We start from the raw sequence: 19,585 nt of genomic DNA, 5'->3' as shown, positions 1-19,585 counted from the left end.
AAGAACATGCCTTACACCGCCCCGGTCGCCGAGCAGCGTTTCGTGCTCGAGCATATCGTGCGCATCGCCGAGCTTGCCGCTACGGAACGCTACCATGCCGCCAGCCCCGACGTGATCGAGGCGGTGCTGGAGGGAATCGGGCAGCTGGCCGAGGGCGAATGGGCGCCGCTGGCGCGCGCCGGCGATACCGTCGGCGCGAAGTGGACGCCGGATGGCGTGGTGATGCCGGACGGCTACAAGGCCGCGTACAAGGCCTATGTCGAGGGCGGCTGGGGCACCATCGGCGTGCCGGAGGAATTCGGCGGGCAGGGCCTGCCGTTCGCGGTGCAATGCGCCGTGCTGGAGACGCTGGGCAGCGCCAACATGGGCTTTGCGCTGGCGCCGATCCTTTCGGTGGGCGCGATCGAGGCATTGCAGCACCATGGCACGCCCGAGCAGCAGGCGACGTGGCTGCCCAAGCTCGCGACGGGCGAGTGGACCGGCACGATGAACCTGACCGAGCCGCAGGCGGGCAGCGACGTCGGCGCGCTGCGCGCGACCGCCACGCCGCGGGGCGACGGCACGTTCTCGATCAAGGGGACGAAGATCTTCATCTCGTTCGGCGACCATGACCTCGCTGACAATATCGTCCACCTGGTGCTCGCCCGGACGCCCGATGCGCCCAAGGGGACGAAGGGCATTTCGCTGTTCCTGGTGCCCAAGGTGCGCAGCGACGGCACGTCCAACGACGTTCGCGTCGTTTCGATCGAGCACAAGATGGGGCTCCATGCCTCGCCGACGTGCGTGCTGTCGTTCGGCGATCATGACGATTGTGTGGGTGAGCTGATCGGGCCTGAGTTCGGCGGCATGCGCGCGATGTTCACGATGATGAACAATGCGCGGCTCAACGTCGGCCTGCAGGGCGTGCAGGTGGCCGAGGCCGCGACGCAGAAGGCGGTGGAATATGCCCGCGAGCGAGTACAGGGCGCGCGCGAGGGCAAGCCGGCGGCGATTATCGAGCATCCCGACGTGCGCCGCATGCTGATGCGGATGAAGGCGCAGACGCAGGCCGCGCGTGCGCTCGTCTATTACGCCGCCGGTCACGTGGATCGCGCCAATCTGGGCGACGATGCGGCGCGTGACCGGCTGGAAATCGCGACCCCGCTGGCAAAGGCGCATGGCACCGACATCGGCAACGAGGTCGCCAGCCTTGGCGTGCAGGTGCATGGCGGCATGGGCTATATCGAGGAGACGGGCGCAGCGCAGTTCTTCCGCGATGCGCGCATCACCCCGATCTATGAGGGGACGAACGGCATTCAGGCGGCCGACCTGGTGGGCCGCAAGCTGTCGCTGTCCAATGGCGCAGCGTTCGCGACGCTGATCGAGGATCTACGCGGCGCCGCGCATCCGGCGCTGGGCGAGCTGGTCGCCGCGTGCGACTCGGTCGGCCGGCGGTTGCAGACGGCGGATGCTGATGATCGGCTGGCCGCGAGCTATCCGTTCCTGACGATGCTGTCGGTCGCGACCTGCGGCTGGCTGCTGGAGCGGGAAGCGGCCGAGGCTGGCGATGATGCGTTCGGCAAGGCGAAGAAGGCGGTGGTCGCCTTCTACCTCGACCAGATCGTGCCCGAGGCGCTGGGCCTGCGCGCCGCGGCGGAGGCGCCGGCCGCGCCGCTCTACGCGCTCGAGGCGGAGGCGTTTGCCGCATGAGCTTGCCGTTCAACCTTCCCGCCTATCTGGAGCGCATCCGCCTGCCGGCACGCGCGACGGTCGACCATCATGGCCTGTCGGCGGTGCAGCGCGCGCACCGACTGGCAATCCCGTTCGAGAATCTCGACGTACCGCTCGGGCGCGGGATCAATATTTCGTCCGACGCGGTGTTCGGCAAGCTCGTCGTCGCGGGGCGGGGCGGCTATTGCTTCGAGCACAACCGGCTGTTCCTCGATGCGCTGGCGGCGCTGGGGTTCGAGGCGCGGCCGCTGCTGGCGCGGGTGTGGCTGAACGGCGGCGGGGTGCCGCCCAAGACGCACACGCTGAGCCTCGTCACCTTCGGGGATGAGCAATGGATCGCCGATCCGGGCTTCGGCGGCAGCTACACCCCGCCGATGCCGCTGGTGGATGGCGCCGAGGCGGAAGCGCCGGATGGCGCGACGTTCCGGCTGACTCGCGATGACGAGCACGGCTGGATGCTGCTGCGATATGGGCATGGCGGGACCACCGACGGGCGCGGCGGGGGCGAGGGGTTCCAGCCGCAATACAGCTTCACCACCGACACGGTGTGGCCCGCGGACCTGGAGATGGCGAACCGCTGGACGTCGACGGCGCCGGATACCCGCTTCACCACGCTGAAGGTGGTGAGCATCGTGCTGCCGCATGGCCTGGCGACGCTGACCGACCGGCAGTATCGCCGGCGGGCGGGGGAGGAAGAAACCTCCGCCACGATCGAGGATCCGCGCGTCTATCGCATGCGGCTGAGCATGATGTTCGGGATCGATCTGTCGAAGGAGGATGTCGCGGCGCTCGGGTTGTTCTGAGTCGCGCGCGAACAGCCGATGTATGAACGCCGCGGTCCTGATGGAGGCCGCGGCGTTGGAGGATATGGGTTCCCGCCTTCGCGGGAATGACGGGTCGGCCGGGCGTTACGCGTCGACCTCGATCACGCCGTCGCTGAGTTCCTCGGTGAACAGCGCCTTCACAACATCGTCGCGCGCCGTCAGCGTCGCGCGCTGGTTGACATAGCCCTTGTCGGTGATCTCGCCGGCGTCGATCGACGGGGGCGTGCGCAGGATGGCGAAGCGGCGGATGCGGCGCGAGGAGCCGCCGGCGGCGGCGTTGAACGCCTCCAGCTTTTCCTTCACCAGCGCCTCAAGCGTCGGGATCGGATCGGCGCCGGGCGATGCCTCCGCCAGCGTCTGCAGCGCGGCCTGCGATGGCCAGGCGAGGATGGCGATATAGGGCTTGTCCTGGCCGGCGATCACCACATCCTGAATGTACGGCGAGCAGGCGGCGCAGATGTCCGGCCGAAGCGTGCCGACCGAGACCCATGTGCCGGTCGACAATTTGAAATCCTCGGTCACGCGGCCGTCGAACACAAGGCCGAGCTCGGGCCGCTCGGGATCGATGAACTTGGCCGCGTCGCCGAGCATGTAGAAACCTTCCTCGTCGAAGGCTGCGGCGGTCTTTTCCGGGTCATTGTGATAGCCTCTCGTGACGGTCGGACCCTTCACGCGAACTTCCAGCTTGGCGCCGTTGGGCACGAGCTTGAGCGTCGAGCCCGGCAGCGGCAGGCCGATCAGGCCGACGCGTTCCGATGCCCAGTGAACGACGGTAACGCCCAAGGTTTCCGTCGCGCCGTACATGGTGGTGAAGGGCATGCGCTCACCCGTCTCGGCGATCGCCAGCGCCTGCATGCGATCGTAGAGATCGTCGGACAGCGTCGCGCCGCCATAGCCCATGCCGCGCAGGTTCTTGAAAAACGCCTGACGGAGTGTGGAATCGCGCTCCATCGCGTCGGCCAGCATGGCGAAGGCGACAGGGGCCGAACCGAAGCTCATCGGGGAGACTTCGCGCAGGTTCGCGATCGTCGTCTCGAACATGCCGGGGATCGGCTTGCCCTCATCGATGTAGAGCGTGCCGCCGCCGGCGATATTGGCGTTGAAGTGGATCGTGCCGGCAGAGATGTGGTTCCACGGCATCCAGTCGAGCGAAATCGGGTGATCGACGGGATCGGGATCATCGCGCAGCCCCTCGGACGCGGCGATGAGGTTCACGAACATGCCCTGATGCTGCGGCACGCCCTTTGGCATGCCGGTCGAGCCGGAAGTGAATAGATATTTGCCGACCGTCTCGTGAGTGAGCGCGTCGCGCGCTTCATCCACCGCCCGGGTGGCGGGCGTGCCGGTCAGGTCGCTGAAGGGGATGGTGCCCGCACCGCCATCCATGGTGACGAAGGTGAGCGAGGAGTCGAGATCGCGCAGCGTGGCGAAGGCGCGTTCGAACTGCGCGGCATTCTCGGCGAAGACGATGCGCGGACGAACGGTGTTGAAGCAATGTTTGAGCTTGGCGTGATCGGTCGAGATCAGGCTGTAGGCCGGGCTCAGCGGGGCGATCGGCACGCCCGCCGTAAAGCAGCCGAGCATCAGGATGCCGTGCGCGACCGAGTTGCCGCTGATGCACATCACCGCGTCATTGGCGCCCAGCCCGCGATCGAGCAGCCACTGCGCGACGCTGTCGGCGGCAGCCTTGCCCTCGCCATAAGTGACGCCCTGCCACCGGCCGTGGTTCGGCGCGCGCTGCATCAGCCACGGGCGATCGGGGTGGAGCGCGGCCTTTTCCGCCATGAGGTGCGGGATCGAGCGGGCGGGCGTGCCCATCGCATGGTTGGAGCTGATGAGGATCGAGCCGTCGGCGCGGTGCTCGACGGAAATGTCCGGGCCCTTCTGCGGCAGGCGGCGGAAGGGCGGCTGGCTGGGCATGGCGGGGGCGGTTGCCATCGGGTCTCTCTCCTATTTTGTCCCGATATAAGCCAGCCGTATTACTTTCGCCTAGCGCTGAATCGCCTTTGCCTTGCCGCCCTCGCGCACGGCGACGCGGACCAGCACCGCGGTGGAGAGGAGGATCGCCGACACGAGCCCTCCGATCGCGAGCAGGCCGCCGCTGGTGATGTCGACGCGTGCGCCGATCCGGGCGCGCTTGCCGGCGCGAACGGTGGCGGCGGCATGGTGGGTGGGAGCTTTGGCCATGGCAGCGCAACGCCGAGGGGCGCGGGAGGGTTCAGCGCAGGGTAGCCGCGCTTGGCGGGCTCGCCGCGTGGCGCTAGGCCCCCGCTACGCGAGGGAGGGAGAGCGATGGAGCAGTTCGACGGCTGGACGCCGGTGGAAACGGTGCAGGCCGATGATCTCGTCGCGGCGCCGCTGCGCCGGCTGGCGGCGCTGTTCGATCATGACGGCGGGCATTGGCCGGCAGGTGAACTGCCGCCGCTGGCGCACTGGCTGTATTTCCTGCCCGAAGCGCCGCAATCGACGATCGGCGTCGATGGCCACCCGGCACGTGGAGCGGCGCTGCCGCCGGTCGATGCACCGCGCCGGATGTGGGCGGGCGGTCGGCTGACCTTCCATGCGCCGCTGCCGATCGGCGCGCGGGCCGAGCGGCGCAGTATCGTCACCGATGCCAAGGTGAAGGATGGCCGGTCGGGGCGGCTGACCTTTGTCACCGTGCGGCATACCGTCGTCATCGATGGTGCGACCGCGATCGTCGAGGAGCAGGACCTGGTGTTTCGCGGCGCGGGCAATGGTACGCCGCCGCCGGCACCCGCCGATCCGCGCGTCGCCGAAGCGAAGCAGCCGGTGCAGTTCGACGCAACGGCGCTGTTCCGCTTCTCCGCGCTGACGTTCAACGCGCACCGCATTCATTACGACCGGCCCTATGCGCAGGAGGAGGAACTGTACCCCGATCTGGTGGTGCATGGGCCCTATCAAGCGATGCTGCTGGCCGATCACTTGCTGCGCGAGCGGCGGGGCACGCGGCTGACGCATTTCTCGTTTCGCGGGGCGCGCCCGCTGTTCGTCGATCGGGCGGCGGCGCTGAACCTGGCGGGGGACGGCAGCGTCGCGCTGTGGACCACCGATCAGGATGGGTGCGCGTGCATGGAGGCCGAGGCGCAGACCGCCTGACGGCGCGCGCTCAGTTCGGCATCGGCCCCGCGATCAGCAACGGGTCGATCCGTGCGTCGCGCCACTTCATCGCCCAGTGGAGATGCGGACCCGAGGCGCGGCCGGTGGCGCCGATCGCGCCAACCGTCTGCCCCTGACGGACGCGTGTGCCGACCGGCACGTCGATCCGCGAGAGGTGCAGGAACGCGCTGTTCAGCCCCATGCCATGGTCGATGATGAGGAGATTGCCCTCCAGCGTGAAGGGGGAGGCGGCGGCGAGAACGACCACGCCATCGGCGGGCGCCACGACCGGCGTGCCGCTCGGCCGGGCGACGTCGACGCCGGAATGGTAGGAGCCGGGCTCGCCGCGATAGATGCGCTGCGCGCCGAACAGGCCGGAGATGCGGCCGGTGACCGGCCAGACCAGGCGCTGGCGCCAGCCCTCGACCGGAGACTCGATCGCGCGTGCGGCCTCGATCTGCGCCAGCTCGCCGGGGCGGCGGCGCTGGAAATCGGCGCTGGGCACGGGGTATTTGGCGACGCGGTCGAGCCGCTCGATCCGCCAGGCGCGGGGCGCGACGGTCAGCGTGCGGCGGGCTGTGCGCCCATCCTCCAGCCGTGCCTCGAGGGTGGCGGTGGGTGCGGCGTCACGGTCAAAGGCGATCAGGAAGCGGCGGTCGGGCGCGATCGCGACTTGCCGGCCGTCGAGGGTGAGCGACACCGTTCCTTCGGGCGCGGTGCCGCGCGCGAGGCCGCCCTGGCTGAACGGACCGTCGATGGTGATGACGGCGGGGGGCAGCGGGGCCGGTGCGGCCTGCACCGGTACCGGCGCGGGCTGTACCGGCGCCCGCACGGGCTGGGGGCGAGCCGAAATGGAGGCGGGGCCGGCGGCGGCTGGCACGCAGCCGGTGAGGGCGAGGACGATCGCGGGGCCCAGCCGCCAGTCGATCATTGCGGAGCCATCGCCTCCGAGGCGAGGGTGGCCGAGGCGAAGGCACGCTGCGACGCCACGTCCCAGTAACGCAGATCCTCGATCGCGATTCGCGCGCCGCTGACCGCGCAGGTGACATGATCGCCCGGCGTCAGGACACGGAAGCCATTGGCCATATAGTGCAGGCGGGCGGGGCGATCGGTATTCGACATCAACATCTCTTTCTCCCTAGAACAGCGTCGGCTGTTCGGGTTTCTTGGTCGGATAGGAGCGGGCGCGCGTGCCCTCAACCTTTGCGTCCATCGCAGCGTCGGCGAATTTGAGCGTCAGCTCCCCCGCGGCGCGGGCGGCGGCGGCGCTGGTCAGCGTGGCGCCGGACCGATCGGTTACGCGGGCATAGCCACGCGCGAGCGGCGCGTCGGGATCGACCGAGGCGAGCAGCCGGCCCAGATCCTCCAGCCGTTGCCGGGCGCCATCCAGCCGTTGCTGAAGCAGCGCCGGGCGCAGGATCGCGCCGGTGCGGTCGAGTTCCCCGCGGGCACGCACCACGCGGCGTTCGAGCCCGCGATCGAGCCGCGCGCCCAGATCGTCGGTGCGCTGGCGCTGGGGACCGAGCAAACGGTCGCGCGTCGGCAGCAGGCGCACCATCGCGTCGAGCCGCTCGCGCCCGCGATCGATATAGCGGCGCGCGCACCGCTCGGTCCGCTGGGCATGCGCGGCGACGGTGAGGCGCAGGTCGGCAAGCACGGGGACGGCCAGTTCCGCCGCCGCGGTGGGCGTCGGCGCGCGCAGGTCGGCGGCATAGTCGCACAGCGTCGTATCGGTCTCGTGGCCGACGGCGGAGATGATCGGGATCGAGCAGGCGGCGACGGCGCGGACCACCGATTCCTCGTTGAAGGCCCACAGATCCTCGATCGAGCCACCGCCTCGCGCGACGATGACGAGATCGGGACGCAGGTGATCGGGCAGCGAATCGAAGCCACGCACCGCCGCGGCGATCTCGTTCGCCGCGCCATCGCCCTGAACCTTCACCGGCCAGACGAGGACATGGCTGGGGCAGCGATCCTCCAGCCGGTGGATGATGTCGCGGATCACCGCGCCGGTGGGCGAGGTCACGACGCCGATGCGCTGCGGCAGATAGGGCAGCGGCCGGCGCGCCTTCGACTTGGCGAACAGCCCCTCGGCGTCGAAGCGCGCCTTGTTGCGTTCGAGCAGCGCCATCAGCGCGCCCGCGCCGGCAAGCTCCATCCGCTCGATGATGACCTGATATTTCGAGCGGCCGGGATAGGTGGTGAGGCGGCCGGTGGCGACGACCTCGATCCCGTCCTCCGGCCGAAAGGCGAGCGCGGCGGCCTGCCCCTTCCAGATCACGCCGTCGATCACCGCGGCGTCATCCTTCAGGCACAGATAGCAATGGCCGGACGCGACACGCTTGAACCCGGAAATCTCGCCGCGCAGGCGGACGTGGCCGAATTCGCCCTCCACCACGCGCTTCAGCCGGGCGGAGAGTTCGCCCACCGACATCGCGGCTGCGTTGTCCCCCGGCACCGGGTCCGCTACGAGCCGCGCGGGAACGTCAAATAAGGGGTCGGGCATGAACGTCCTGCTGATCGGATCGGGCGGGCGCGAGCACGCTCTGGCATGGAAACTCGCGCAGTCTGAGCGTCTAGATACGCTCTATGCGGCGCCCGGCAACCCCGGCATCGCCCAGCATGCGACGCTTGCCGCGCTGGACGTGACGGATCACCGCGCGGTGATCGATTTCGTCCGCCGGCACGGCATCGGCCTGGTGGTGATCGGCCCGGAACAGCCGCTGGTCGACGGGCTGGCCGACAATGTGCGCGCGATTGGCGTGCCCGTGTTCGGGCCAGGCCGCGAGGCAGCGAAGCTGGAGGGGTCGAAGGGCTTCACCAAGGATCTGTGCGCGCGCGTCGGCATCCCGACGGCGCGTTATTTCCGCGTCACCAGCCGCGATGGGGCGCTGGCCTGCCTCGACGATTTCGCGAGCGGCGACGAGTTGCGCTGCGTCATCAAGGCCGATGGTCTGGCGGCGGGCAAGGGCGTGGTCGTCGCGATGACGCGGGCTGAGGCCGAGGCGGCGATCGCCGCGCTGTTTACAGGCGGGCCGGCCGAGGCGGTGATCGAGGAATTCCTGGAAGGGGAGGAGGCGAGCCTGTTCGTCCTGTCGGACGGGACCAGCACGGCGAGCTTTGGCAGCGCGCAGGACCACAAGCGCGTTGGCGACGGCGACGTCGGTCCGAACACCGGCGGGATGGGCGCTTACTCCCCCGCCGCGGTGCTGACGCCCGAGCTGGAGGAGCAGGCACTGGGCGAGATCGTGCGCCCGACGATCGACGCGCTCGCCGCGTCGGGCACGCCCTATGTCGGGGTGCTCTATGCCGGGCTGATGCTGACCGCCGAGGGGCCGAAGCTGATCGAATATAACGTGCGCTTTGGTGATCCCGAGTGCCAGGTGCTGATGGCGCGCTTCGCCGGCGACCTGGTCGAGACGCTGCTCGCCGTGGCGGAAGGGCGGCTTGCCGATATGCCGGCGCCGGCCTTTGCCGATGACGTGGCGCTGACGGTGGTGATGGCGGCGAACGGCTATCCGGGCACGCCCGAGACCGGCGGCGCGATCCGCGGGATCGAGGCGGCGGAGGCGACCGGGGCGGTCGTGTTCCAGGCGGGAACGCGCGCCGATGGTGAGGAGATCGTGGCCGCGGGCGGGCGCGTGCTGGCCGTGACCGCCACCGGCGGCGACGTCGCCGAGGCGCAGCGCCGGGCCTATGCCGCGGTCGATATGATCGACTTTCCGACCGGTTTCTGCCGCCGCGATATCGGCTGGCGCGCGCTCTGATCGAGGAAAATCGCGCCGGAACGGTCGCGACGGGGATGACCGGTAACGTTTCGCCCCCGTTGCGGGAACCATGACGCGCCCCTAAGGCTTGGCGTTCGGCGTAGCGGAGTGTCTTCATGCAGCCCACCACGGTGGACAATACATTGATCGGCATCGTGCTCGCGATCATCGCGGTTATTGCGGTGCTGGCGATCGTCGCGATGCTGGCCGGCAATCGCAGGAAGCGGGCCCGGCAGCAGGCGGAGCGTTCCGAGCGCGACCGTCTGGCCGAAGCGTCGCAGCCGCACCAGCGTGCCGCTGCGCCCGAGAGGGTAGCGGCTCCGGCGCCGGTCCCCGTGCAGCCGCCGGTCGCCCCGCCGCCGCCGCCGCTGACCGACCTGCCCGAGACGGCACCGGTAGCGCCCGCACCGGTTACGCCAGCGCCGGTCGCGTCCGCATCCGCACCTGTCGAACCGGCGCCGGAACCTGCCGCGACCGAGCCGCCGCCGCTGGCCGACGAGCCGATTGCCGCGGCTGCCCCGCTCGATGCCTCCCCCGCGGTCGAGGCGCAGCCCGAGCCGCTGGCACCGCCCGCGCCGTCACCTGCAGCGCCGCCCGCCGCCGCCCCCGCCCCCGCCCCCGCCGCGCCGCCGCCGGGGGACGCGCCGGTGACGCGCATCAAGGGGCTGGGCCCGAAGGTCGCTGCACGGCTGGCCGAGCTGGGCATTTCGACCGTCGGGCAACTGGCCGCGCTGGACCAGCGCGCCGCCGAGGACCTCGACGCGCATCTTGGGCCGTTCACCGGCCGGATGGGGCGCGATCGCTGGCTGGAACAGGCGCAATTGCTGGCCGCCGGCGACATCAAGACGTTCGAGGAACGGTTCGGGAAACTGTGAGTCGCGGGCGGCGCGATCCGGCGCCCACCGCATTGTTTGTTCGCGGCGCGCCGATCCGCTAAGCGGCCCCCATGCCGCACCTCTATCTCGTCGATGGCTCGAGCTTCATCTTTCGCGCGTACCACGTGCTGCCGAAGCTCACGAACAAGCATGGTGAGCCGGCCGGTGCGGTTTATGGCTATACGACCATGTTGTGGAAGCTGGCCAACGACCTGCACAAGGCCGATGGTCCGACTCACCTGGCGGTCATCCTCGACAAGTCCGAGACGACGTTTCGCAACGAATTGTACGACCAGTACAAGGCGCATCGCCCGCCCGCGCCGGAGGATCTGAAACCGCAGTTTCCGATGATCCGCGATGCAACGCGCGCCTTTTCGCTGCCGTGCATCGAGGAAGCGGGCTGGGAAGCCGACGACCTGATCGCATCGTACAGCAAGGCGGCGCTGGCGCAGGGCTGGCAAGTGACGATCGTCAGTTCCGACAAGGACCTGATGCAGCTCCTCACTGAGCCGGGCATCGACATGCTCGACACGATGAAGGACAAGCGCTTCGGCCCGCCCGAGGTGGTGGAGAAGTTCGGCGTCGGGCCGGACAAATTGGGCGAAGTGCTGGCGCTGATGGGCGACAGCGTCGACAATGTGCCGGGCGTGCCGGGCGTGGGGCCCAAGACCGCGGCGAAGCTGATCCTGGAGCATGGCAGCGTCGAGGCGGTGCTGGCCGCCGCGCCCGAGATGAAGAAGGGCAAGCTGCGCGAGAATCTGATCGAGTTCGCCGATCAGGCGCGGCTGTCGCGCAAGCTGGTGGAGCTGGCGTGCGACGTGCCGCTGCCGCACCCGCTGGAGGAAATGGCGCTCGACGGGATCCCAGAGGCGCCGCTGCGCGCCTTCCTGGAGCATCACGGGTTCAAGTCGCTGCTGGCTAAGCTGAGCGCGGAGCAGAATGAGGGCGTCGATCCGGCGCCGCCCGAGCCGGTCGGCGTCCCGCAGGAGGAAGACCCGCCCTGCGACCATGACAATTACGAAACGGTGGTCGACGCGGATGCGCTCGATCGCTGGATCACCGTGGCGCGGCATCAGGGCTGGGTTGCGATCGATACCGAGACGACCGCCAAGGACCCGATGCTGGCCGAGCTGGTCGGCGTGTCAATGGCGCTGGCGCCCAATCTCGCTTGCTATGTGCCGCTGGCGCATGTCGGCGAGGGTGGCGGGGCCGATATGTTCGCCGAGAAGCCGGTGCAGCTCGACCGCGACGTAGCGCTCGCCAGGCTGAAGCCGCTGCTGGAGGATCCGGCGGTGCTGAAGATCGGGCACAACCTGAAATATGATCTGGTCGTGCTGGGGCGGCTGGGGATCGCGCTTGCGCCCTATGACGACACGATCGTGATGAGCTTCGACCTCGACGCCGGGCTGCACGGGCATGGCATGGACGAACTGGCGGCGACGCACCTGTCGCACAGCTGCATCGCGTACAAGGACGTGACGGGCACGGGGAAGAAGGCGATCGGGTTCAACCAGGTCGATCTGGCCGCCGCGACGCGGTACGCGGCCGAGGATGCCGACGTGACGCTGCGGCTGTGGCGGCGCTTCCGCCCGCGGCTGCCGATCGAGCGGGCGACGCGGGTGTATGAGATGGTCGACCGGCCGCTTGTTTCGGTCATCGCGCGGATGGAGCGGCACGGGATCAAGGTGGATCGCGAGCGGCTGGCGCAGCTTTCGACCGAGTTCGCGACGCAGATGGCGGAGCTGGAGGGCGTGATCCACGGCATCGCCGGCGCACCGTTCACGATCGGCAGCCCCAAACAGCTGGGCGACGTGCTGTTCGAGAAGATGGGCATCAAGGGCGGCCGCAAGGGCAAGAGCGGCGTCTATTCGACCGACGTCAACGAGCTGGAGCGGATCGCCGCCGATAAGGATTCACCGGGCAAGGAGATTGCCGCGCGGGTGCTCGACTGGCGCCAGCTGTCGAAGCTGAAATCGACCTACACCGACGCGCTTCAGGAGCAGATCAACCCGGCGACGGGCCGCGTCCACACCAGCTATTCGCTGACCGGCGCGCAGACCGGGCGGCTGTCATCCACCGACCCGAACCTGCAGAACATCCCGATCCGCACCGAGATCGGCCGGCAGATCCGCGACGCCTTCGTCGCCGAGCCAGGCAACGTCATTCTGGCGGCGGACTATTCGCAGATCGAGCTTCGGCTGGCGGCGCACATGGCGGACGTGCCGGCGCTGAAGGAAGCGTTCGCGCGGGGCGACGATATCCACTCGCTGACCGCGCAGGAGCTGTTCGGCGCGGTCGATCGCGACACCCGTGGGCGCGCCAAGACGATCAACTTCGCGATCCTCTACGGCATCAGCCGCTGGGGCCTTGCCGGGCGGCTGGACGTGACGGCGGACGAGGCCCAGGCGATGATCGACCGCTATTTCGAGCGGTTCCCGGGCATCAACCGCTACATCGCCGAGACGCTGCAAGCGGTGCGCGAGCAGGGGTTCACCGAGACTCTGTTCGGCCGCAAGACGCATTTCCCGCGGATCAAATCAAAGGTGCAGCACGAGCGGCAGGGCGCCGAGCGCGCGGCGATCAATGCGCCGATCCAGGGCACGAGCGCCGACATCATCAAGCGCGCGATGGCGCGGATGGAGCCGGCGCTGGCCGAGGCCGGGCTGACCGGCACGCGCATGCTGCTGCAGGTGCACGACGAACTGGTGTTCGAAGTCCCCGAAAGCGAAGTCGAGGCCGCGAAGCCGGTGATCGAGCGCGTGATGGCAACCGCAGCCGAGCCGTCGGTGAAGCTGGACGTGCCGCTGGCGGTGGAGATCGGCACCGGCGCAAGCTGGGGGGCGGCGCATTGACCGGCCCATTGACTGGCGGGCAGCGCGGGACCGGCGGGACGCCCCGGTGACCGAAACGTCGAAAAATATTGCGCAGCTCGCCAAGGGCGGGCGCACCAATGTCGCGGGGTTCATCCTGCGGCTGGCGGCGCGCATCCCGTTCCTGTTCATCGCCGGGCGGCTGTACGGACCGGAGCTCGTCGGGCGGTTCGCCATCGCGGTGGTGGTGGTGGAGCTGGCGGCGCTGCTGGCGACGCTGGGACTGAAGCGCGGGCTGGCGCAGGCGCTGAGCCGCACCGACCGGCCGCACGTCCATGTCGTCGCCGACGGGCTGGTGGTCGCGGCGCTGCTGTCGCTGCTGGCGAGCGCCGTGCTGTGGACCTTCCCCGAGGTCATGTACCCCAATACGCCCATCGTCGGCCTCGATCGATGGCTGCCGTTGATCGTGCTGGCGATCGCCTGGTCCGACGTGAGCCTGGCGGCGCTGGCCTATCGCCACAACGTGAAGGCCGCGGTGACGGCGCGCGCGGTGGTGGAGCCGTGGACGATCTCGATCGCGGCGTGGATATTCTCCTTCTTCACCACGCGCGATGGCCTGGTGCTGAGCTATGTCGCGTCGATGATCGCGGCGCTGATCGCATCGATCGTGCCGCTGGTGCGCAGTTACGGCCTGCCGCGTGGCTGGTCCCCGCATGTGCGCGGGCTGCTGGCGATGATCCGCGACAATGTGCCGCTGGCGGGCGCAGACGCGTTCGAATGGGGCACGCGCAACGTCGACCGGTTCATCCTGGGGGTGATGTTCGAGCCCAAGATCGTCGGCATCTATTATATGGCGCAGCAGGTCGCGAGCCTGCCGCAGAAGCTGAAGACATCGTTCGACCCGATCCTGGGCCCGGTGATCACGCAGAGCCTGGCGGTGAACGACCGGCTGGCGATCGCCAACCAGGTGCGGCAGGTCGCCTTCTGGATCATGGCGGCGCAGCTTGGCCTGGCGCTGATGGGATCGATCCCGGGTGAGGCGGTGATGGGGACGGTGGGGCCGCAGTTCGTGGTCGGCACGGCGGCGCTCGCCTTCCTGCTGTTCGCCGAGGTGCTCGCGTCGACCGGGGCGGTGTGCGAGACGGCGCTGGTCTATACCGCGCGGCACCGCAACCTGCTGATCTCCGCCGTGATGCTGGCGTTCCAAGTGGCGCTCAGCTTCGGCATGATCATCGCCACGCGGCGGCTCGGCTGGTCGGAAGAGGCGCAGGCGGCGGCGCCGGCGGTGGCGCTGATGGTGAGCGTCGCGCTGACCTCCGTCATCAAGGCGCGGCTGCTGCGCCACATTTTGTCGGCGCCCGTGTCGCCGCTGCGCTGGCCGCTGGTGTGGGCGATGCTGGCGGCGCTGGTCATCGGCGGATTGGTGACGTCGCTGCCACATGAATATGAATGGGCGGAGATCGTGTTCGGCATCCCGGCAATCGCCGGCGTCTACCTGTTCGTGCTGTGGCGCTGGGCGTTCACGCCGGCCGACCGGGCATTGTTCGGCAAGATGCCCAATGCCGAGGAGGCGACGCTGCCGAACGTCGGGTCGCCGGCGCGCTGAGCGGCGCGCGGATCATCCCAGGAGCCAAGAAGGAAGATTGTGGACATCACGACCGAACCCGGCATCGCGCTGACGCCGATCGAAGACGGTGAGTGGCAGGGATGGCTGCGCTGGCCGGGGACCGACCCGTTCGAGGACCATGCCGGGCCGTTCTTCGCGCGCTATGATGCCGAGGGGCAGATCGAGTGCGGTTTTCGCCCCGACGCCAAGAACCGCAACGGCGGCGGCAACGTCCATGGCGGGTCGCTGCTGACCTTTGCCGATTTCTCGCTGTTCATGGTCGCGTCGGCAGTGCTGCCCGCCTTCCACGGCGTCACCGCGACGCTGAACGCCGAGTTCGTCGGCGCGGCGGTGCCCGGCCGGTTGCTGACCGCGCGGGGCGAGGTGGTGAAAGCCGGGCGCAGCCTGATCTTCGTGCGCGGCGTGATCGATGACTCAGGCGACGCGGTGATGAGCTATTCCGGGGTGATCAAGAAGATCGCGCGGCGGCCCGCGACAGCCTGATCGGTCGCGGGGGGACGGCGCAGGCGCTATCGCTTGCGCACGAACTCCGCCCGCAGCACGAGGCCCTTGATCCCTTCGTAGCGGCAGTCGATTTCCTGCGGGTCTCCGGTCAGGCGGATCGACTTGATGAGCGTGCCGCGCTTCAGCGTCTGGCCGGCGCCCTTGACCTCCAGATCCTTGATCAGCGTGACCTGATCGCCGTCCGCCAGCAGATTGCCGACCGCGTCGCGCACCTCCACCTGATCGGCCTCGGCGCGCTTGGCGGCAAGCTCGCTCGCCGGCAGCCATTCGCCGCTTTCCTCGTCATAGACATATTCGTCGTCGGCCATCTTGCTTCCCTGTTGTGCGCAGCGCGGTGGGGTGGCTTCTATGCCGGCGGCGGCTCGGTCGCCATGGGACATGATGCCATGCCCGTCACAGCATCTTCACCGCGTTGACGATGAATTGCATCGCCAGCGCGACCTGCAGGACGCCGAACACGGCGCCCATGATTTCCAGCGGGCCGGAGCCCATCTTGCGCATCAGCCACTTGGACCGCAGCATCAGCAGCCAGTTGAGAAGGATGATGCCAAGGCCGATGGCGATGATCTCCAGTTGGGCGCCCGTATTCGGCACGGCGGCGGCGAAGATGATCGGGATCGTCACTGCGATCGGTGGGAAGAGGCCGGGAAAGACGAGCGTGGTCGGGCGCAGCTTTTGCGGATCGAGCAGCGTGGGGCTCTGCGCCGCCGGCACGAGCAGCGACTGGAGCGAGAGGGCCAGCAGCACGACGCCGGCGCTGCCGATCAGCACGGGGAGCGACACCTCCCACGACGCGAGCGTGCCGGTGCCGCCATAGACGGCAAGAACGAAGGCGAGTGCCGTGAGCAGCGCGGCGCGCGTCGCCAGCCGGCGGACGCCCGGCGCCTTGTCATCCGTCCCGACGGTCGCGAATATCGCCACGGCGCGGATCGGCCCCATGGTCATGAAGAGCAACCCGAAGAGCGTTGCCGCCGGGAATTCCATAGGAGCCTCGCTTCCGTCTCAGGCGGCCGCCCTTGCGGCGCGGTCCCCCGACGATGAGGCGGGGTGAAAGCTCACGGGCAGGAACCGCTGCGCGCAGGGATCATCCATTCAGTTCCTGGACGCCGCCGCCCGACACGGTGAGGACCTGCCCGCTGATCCAGGATGCGGCGGGCGAGCAGAGGAAGAGCGCCGCATAGGCGATGTCATCGGGGGTGCCGAGGCGTGGCAGTGGGGTGTGGCGCAGCATCGCCTTCTCGATCTCCGGCGTCAGGACGGAGGCGAGCGCATCGGTCTTGGTCGCGCCGGGCGCGATGGCGTTTACGCGGATGCCCGACGGCCCGAGGTCATAGGCGATGTTGCGTGTGAGGTGGTTCACCGCCGCCTTGGACGCGGCGTAGGACGCCATGTGGTCGTCCCGGTTCTCCCCCGCCATCGAGGAGATGTTGAGGATCGCGCCGCTGCCATGCGCCGCCATGTGCGGGGCAGCGAGCTGCGCCAGCCGGAACGAGGAGAAGACGTTCAGCTCAAAGGCGCGGCGGAAATCTTCCATGGGCATGTCGAACGGCTTGGGACCGCCGCCACCGGCATTGTTCACCAGGATCGTCAGCGCCTTGAATGTGTCGACCGTGGTACCGACCGCGTCCTGCAGCTCCGCCTCCACGGTGACGTTGCAGGTGAAGGCGCCCGCCTTTCCGCCGGCGGCGCGAATATCGTCGGCGACGGCCTCCGCCTTGTCACGCGCGAGGTCGGTGACCATCACCGCGGCGCCCGCGCCGGCGAACAAGCGCGCGATGGCACGCCCGATGCCGTTGCCGGCGCCGGTGACCAGCGCGACCTGGCCGGTGAGGCGGAATCGGTCGGGGTCGAACAGCCGGTCGTCCACACGCATTCCTTTCCCGCGAATGCGACCAGGACCGGGCAGGCGCCGTGTCGCGGATGCCAGATGAGGCGTGCGCGGAGGTCGCGGCAATCAGTAACATGCGCAGACGGCCGCGCCGGGACGTGGCGAATGGGGCGGGGGCGGGCAGCTCCGCGCCACGGCGGAGTTTCGTTCAATGACGGTCGGGGAAAATGGTGCTGCCGGTGAGGATTGAACTCACGACCTCAGCCTTACCAAGGATGCGCTCTACCACTGAGCTACGGCAGCACTCGGCCCGCGATCGGCGGGCGAGGGGGCGCTAGAGACGAGCGGCGGCCGATTGTCAAGGCGCTAAAGTCGCGCGATAGCCTGTTTCGATGGAAAGCAAGGCAGAACGGGACGCGCGGCTGGCCGCGGCGCTGCGGGCGAACCTGCGCCGGCGCAAGGAGCAGGCGCGGGCAGTGAAGGACATAGCGGCGGACGGTGAGGGCGAGGATCAGTCCGCGACGAAGCGGCCGACCGCATAGCAGAAGTCGCCCGTCAGATAGGCGATGGTCAGCGCCGCCCCGCCGACCACCGCCCAGGGAAGCGTCACCCGACAGTGATGGGCGAACACCTTGAGACGATCCATTCGCGTTCCTCCCCCTCCAGCACGGGGGCGAGCGTTGCCGCGACCCGGGCGTGATAGTCATTGAGCCATGACAATTCGCCGGGGGTCAATAGGGCCGGATCGACCAGATCGCGGTCGATCGGAGCGAGGGTGAGCGTTTCGAAGGCGAGCATCGTCGACTCCCCGCCGGGCACGTCCTGTTCATGGACGAGGAGCAGGTTCTCGATCCGGATGCCGTATTCGCCGGCCTTGTAATAGCCCGGCTCGTTGGAGAGGATCATGCCGGGCAGCAGCGGCTCCGACGGGCCGGCGCCGGGATAGCTCGGCTTGGCGATTCGCGCGGGCCCTTCGTGTACCGAGAGGTAGCTGCCGACGCCGTGGCCGGTGCCATGCGCGAAATCCAGCCCCGCCTGCCACAAGGGAAGGCGGGCGAGCGCGTCGAGCTGCGCCCCCGTCGTGCCGCGCGGGAAGACGGCGGTGGCGAGCGCGATATGCCCCTTCAGCACGCGGGTGAAGCGATCGCGCATCTCCTGTGTCGGGTGGCCGATGGGGACGACGCGAGTGACGTCGGTGGTGCCGTCGACATATTGGCCGCCCGAATCGATCAGGTAGAGCTGCCCCGGCTCGATCGGCAGGTTCGATTCTTCTGTCACATGATAATGCGGGATCGCGCCGTGCGGGCCAGTGGCGGAGATGGCGTCGAACGACAGGTCCTTCAGCACGCCCGTTTTGCGGCGGAATTCCTCCAGCTTTGCCGCCGCGGACAATTCGGTCTGGCCCCCCTTCGGCGCCTCGATCGCGATCCAGCGCAGGAAGCGTGACAAGGCGGCGCCGTCGCGGATGCTGGCGGCGCGATGGCCCGCCTGCTCGACCGCATTCTTGGTCGCGCGTGGGATGACGGTGGGGTCGCGCAGCGGCACGACGGTGCCGCCGGCGGCCTCGATCGCGAGCGGAATGGCCGCCACCGACAGCGCGGGATCAACTGCGACGCGCCGGCCGACGAACTGGCCCAGTGCCGCGGCGAAGCTGCGCCGGTCATGGACACGAACGGCGTTGCCGAGATGCGCGGCGACCGCGTCGTTCATCTTTTCCGGCGCGACATAAAGGTCGGCGGTGCCGTCGGCGTTGACGATCGTGTAGGACAAAGCGACCGGGGTGCGCGACACGTCGCCGCCGCGCACGTTGAGCAGCCATGCGGTCGATTCAAGCGACGCGAGGACCACCGAATCCGCGCCATGCGCCACCAGCCAGTCGGCAACGGCGGCGCGCTTTTCGGCCGAGGACCGGCCGGCATGGGCATCGTCCTGCACGGTGAGCGGCGCATCGGAGGGCGCAGGGCGGTCGGGCCAGACCGCGTCCACCGGATTGGTGTCGACCGGCACCAGCGTCGCGTCGATCGCGGCCAGCGCGCGGCTTGCCTCATCGACCCAGGCGCGGGTGTGGAGCCACGGATCATAGCCGATGCGCGCGCCCTGCCGGGCATGATCGGCAAGCCAGCCGGAGACGCTGGTTTCCGGCACGCCGACGAACTGCCAGTCGTCGCCCGACACCTGTTCGCGCACCTGCAGCGTGTAGCGTCCATCGGTGAAGATCGCGGCCTCCGCCGGCAGCACGACGGCGGTGCCGGCCGACCCTTGGAAACCGGTGAGCCATGACAGGCGCTGCGCATAGGCGCCGACATATTCGCTCATATGCTCATCGGTCAGCGGCACGACGAAGCCGTCGAGCTGCTGGCGCGCAAGCTGGTCGCGCAGGGCGGCGAGACGGGCGGAGTAGGTGGACATGGAGCTTCCTTGCAAACCAACCCACGGCCACCTCACCGGGTCAGGTGCCGCGCGGGAACATCATCGCCCGATATGGCAGATGCCGGCGCTTCGTGCCATGCAGCCGGGATGCTT

19 protein-coding genes and 1 tRNA gene are annotated in these 19,585 nt (G+C 69.0%); 9 read left to right on the top strand and 11 right to left on the bottom strand.

Annotation, left to right across the window (positions count from 1 at the left end; translation table 11 throughout):
• Positions 1–6 precede the first annotated feature (6 nt).
• Positions 7–1,689, top strand: a complete 1,683-nt coding sequence (locus CA236_RS16180) for an acyl-CoA dehydrogenase (RefSeq protein WP_125946387.1) — start codon at positions 7–9, stop codon at positions 1,687–1,689.
• Entirely contained in the window at positions 1,686–2,513 is an 828-nt protein-coding gene (locus tag CA236_RS16175) for an arylamine N-acetyltransferase (RefSeq protein WP_125946386.1), read from the top strand. The genes CA236_RS16180 and CA236_RS16175 overlap by 4 nt, the downstream gene beginning before the upstream one ends.
• A 105-nt stretch (positions 2,514–2,618) precedes the next feature.
• On the opposite strand, the gene CA236_RS16170 is transcribed toward CA236_RS16175, so the two are convergent.
• Positions 2,619–4,472: an AMP-binding protein gene (locus tag CA236_RS16170; protein ID WP_125946385.1), complete on the bottom strand. Its 1,854-nt coding sequence runs from the start codon at positions 4,470–4,472 to the stop codon at positions 2,619–2,621.
• 51 nt (positions 4,473–4,523) lie between these two features.
• Positions 4,524–4,721 (bottom strand): hypothetical protein, encoded by a 198-nt coding sequence (locus tag CA236_RS16165; RefSeq protein WP_046407016.1) that lies wholly within the window; start codon positions 4,719–4,721, stop codon positions 4,524–4,526.
• A 105-nt stretch (positions 4,722–4,826) separates the two neighbouring features.
• On the opposite strand from CA236_RS16165, the gene CA236_RS16160 reads away from it, so the two are divergent.
• Complete coding sequence (locus CA236_RS16160; RefSeq protein WP_125946384.1) at positions 4,827–5,651, top strand: MaoC family dehydratase N-terminal domain-containing protein; 825 nt, start codon at positions 4,827–4,829, stop codon at positions 5,649–5,651.
• A gap of 10 nt (positions 5,652–5,661) precedes the next feature.
• Here the strand turns inward: CA236_RS16160 and CA236_RS16155 are convergent, their stop codons facing one another.
• From CA236_RS16155 to xseA, 3 genes are read right to left on the bottom strand one after another with little or no spacing between them, the layout of a single operon-like run.
• On the bottom strand, positions 5,662–6,582 hold the full coding sequence (locus tag CA236_RS16155) for a M23 family metallopeptidase (RefSeq protein WP_125946383.1): 921 nt from the start codon (positions 6,580–6,582) through the stop codon (positions 5,662–5,664).
• The gene (locus CA236_RS16150; protein WP_046407020.1) at positions 6,579–6,779 is read right to left on the bottom strand and encodes a DUF2093 domain-containing protein; all 201 of its coding nucleotides are present in this window, start codon (positions 6,777–6,779) and stop codon (positions 6,579–6,581) included. The genes CA236_RS16155 and CA236_RS16150 overlap by 4 nt, the downstream gene beginning before the upstream one ends.
• A gap of 10 nt (positions 6,780–6,789) precedes the next feature.
• Positions 6,790–8,157: an exodeoxyribonuclease VII large subunit gene (xseA, locus tag CA236_RS16145; RefSeq protein WP_125946382.1), complete on the bottom strand. Its 1,368-nt coding sequence runs from the start codon at positions 8,155–8,157 to the stop codon at positions 6,790–6,792.
• Here xseA and purD point away from each other — a divergent pair.
• The 5 genes from purD to CA236_RS16120 all read left to right on the top strand — a co-directional run bounded on the left by purD (position 8,156) and on the right by CA236_RS16120 (position 15,213).
• Positions 8,156–9,418, top strand: coding sequence for a phosphoribosylamine--glycine ligase (gene purD, locus CA236_RS16140; RefSeq protein WP_125946381.1), 1,263 nt, complete (start codon positions 8,156–8,158; stop codon positions 9,416–9,418). The two genes, xseA and purD, sit on opposite strands and share 2 nt — an antisense overlap.
• A gap of 116 nt (positions 9,419–9,534) precedes the next feature.
• Positions 9,535–10,293, top strand: a complete 759-nt coding sequence (locus CA236_RS18970) for a hypothetical protein (RefSeq protein ID WP_206430606.1) — start codon at positions 9,535–9,537, stop codon at positions 10,291–10,293.
• A 71-nt stretch (positions 10,294–10,364) separates the two neighbouring features.
• Complete coding sequence (gene polA / locus CA236_RS16130) at positions 10,365–13,145, top strand: DNA polymerase I (RefSeq protein WP_125946380.1); 2,781 nt, start codon at positions 10,365–10,367, stop codon at positions 13,143–13,145.
• Positions 13,146–13,191: 46 nt separating this feature from the next.
• Positions 13,192–14,709, top strand: a complete 1,518-nt coding sequence (locus tag CA236_RS16125) for an oligosaccharide flippase family protein (RefSeq protein ID WP_125946379.1) — start codon at positions 13,192–13,194, stop codon at positions 14,707–14,709.
• Between the two features lie 39 nt (positions 14,710–14,748).
• Positions 14,749–15,213: a PaaI family thioesterase gene (locus CA236_RS16120; protein WP_125946378.1), complete on the top strand. Its 465-nt coding sequence runs from the start codon at positions 14,749–14,751 to the stop codon at positions 15,211–15,213.
• Positions 15,214–15,239: 26 nt separating this feature from the next.
• Here CA236_RS16120 and CA236_RS16115 read toward each other — a convergent pair whose 3' ends face one another.
• The 4 genes from CA236_RS16115 to CA236_RS16100 form a co-directional block, all read right to left on the bottom strand.
• A complete protein-coding gene (locus CA236_RS16115) occupies positions 15,240–15,542 on the bottom strand; it encodes an alkylphosphonate utilization protein (protein WP_046407374.1) in 303 nt (100 codons plus the stop codon).
• Positions 15,543–15,627: 85 nt separating this feature from the next.
• Positions 15,628–16,218, bottom strand: a complete 591-nt coding sequence (locus CA236_RS16110; protein ID WP_125946377.1) for a MarC family protein — start codon at positions 16,216–16,218, stop codon at positions 15,628–15,630.
• Positions 16,219–16,318: 100 nt separating this feature from the next.
• Positions 16,319–17,101: a 7-alpha-hydroxysteroid dehydrogenase gene (gene hdhA / locus CA236_RS16105; protein WP_206430605.1), complete on the bottom strand. Its 783-nt coding sequence runs from the start codon at positions 17,099–17,101 to the stop codon at positions 16,319–16,321.
• A gap of 189 nt (positions 17,102–17,290) precedes the next feature.
• Positions 17,291–17,365, bottom strand: a tRNA-Thr gene (locus tag CA236_RS16100).
• Between the two features lie 89 nt (positions 17,366–17,454).
• Between CA236_RS16100 and CA236_RS18845 the strand changes: the two genes are divergently transcribed.
• Positions 17,455–17,604 (top strand): hypothetical protein, encoded by a 150-nt coding sequence (locus tag CA236_RS18845; RefSeq protein ID WP_164518966.1) that lies wholly within the window; start codon positions 17,455–17,457, stop codon positions 17,602–17,604.
• On the opposite strand, the gene CA236_RS19300 is transcribed toward CA236_RS18845, so the two are convergent.
• Positions 17,574–17,708, bottom strand: coding sequence for a hypothetical protein (locus CA236_RS19300; RefSeq protein WP_269430555.1), 135 nt, complete (start codon positions 17,706–17,708; stop codon positions 17,574–17,576). The two genes, CA236_RS18845 and CA236_RS19300, sit on opposite strands and share 31 nt — an antisense overlap.
• On the bottom strand, positions 17,669–19,471 hold the full coding sequence (locus tag CA236_RS16095; RefSeq protein WP_125946375.1) for an aminopeptidase P family protein: 1,803 nt from the start codon (positions 19,469–19,471) through the stop codon (positions 17,669–17,671). Before CA236_RS16095 ends, CA236_RS19300 begins: the two co-directional genes overlap by 40 nt.
• Positions 19,472–19,585: the final 114 nt, after the last annotated feature.

Origin of the sequence: Sphingomonas sp. ABOLG, from assembly GCF_003950435.1 — a bacterium.
Taxonomy (GTDB): domain Bacteria; phylum Pseudomonadota; class Alphaproteobacteria; order Sphingomonadales; family Sphingomonadaceae; genus Sphingomonas; species Sphingomonas panaciterrae.
The sequence above is the reverse complement of the archived record's forward strand: the minus strand, read 5'-3'. Positions and strand labels throughout refer to the sequence as shown.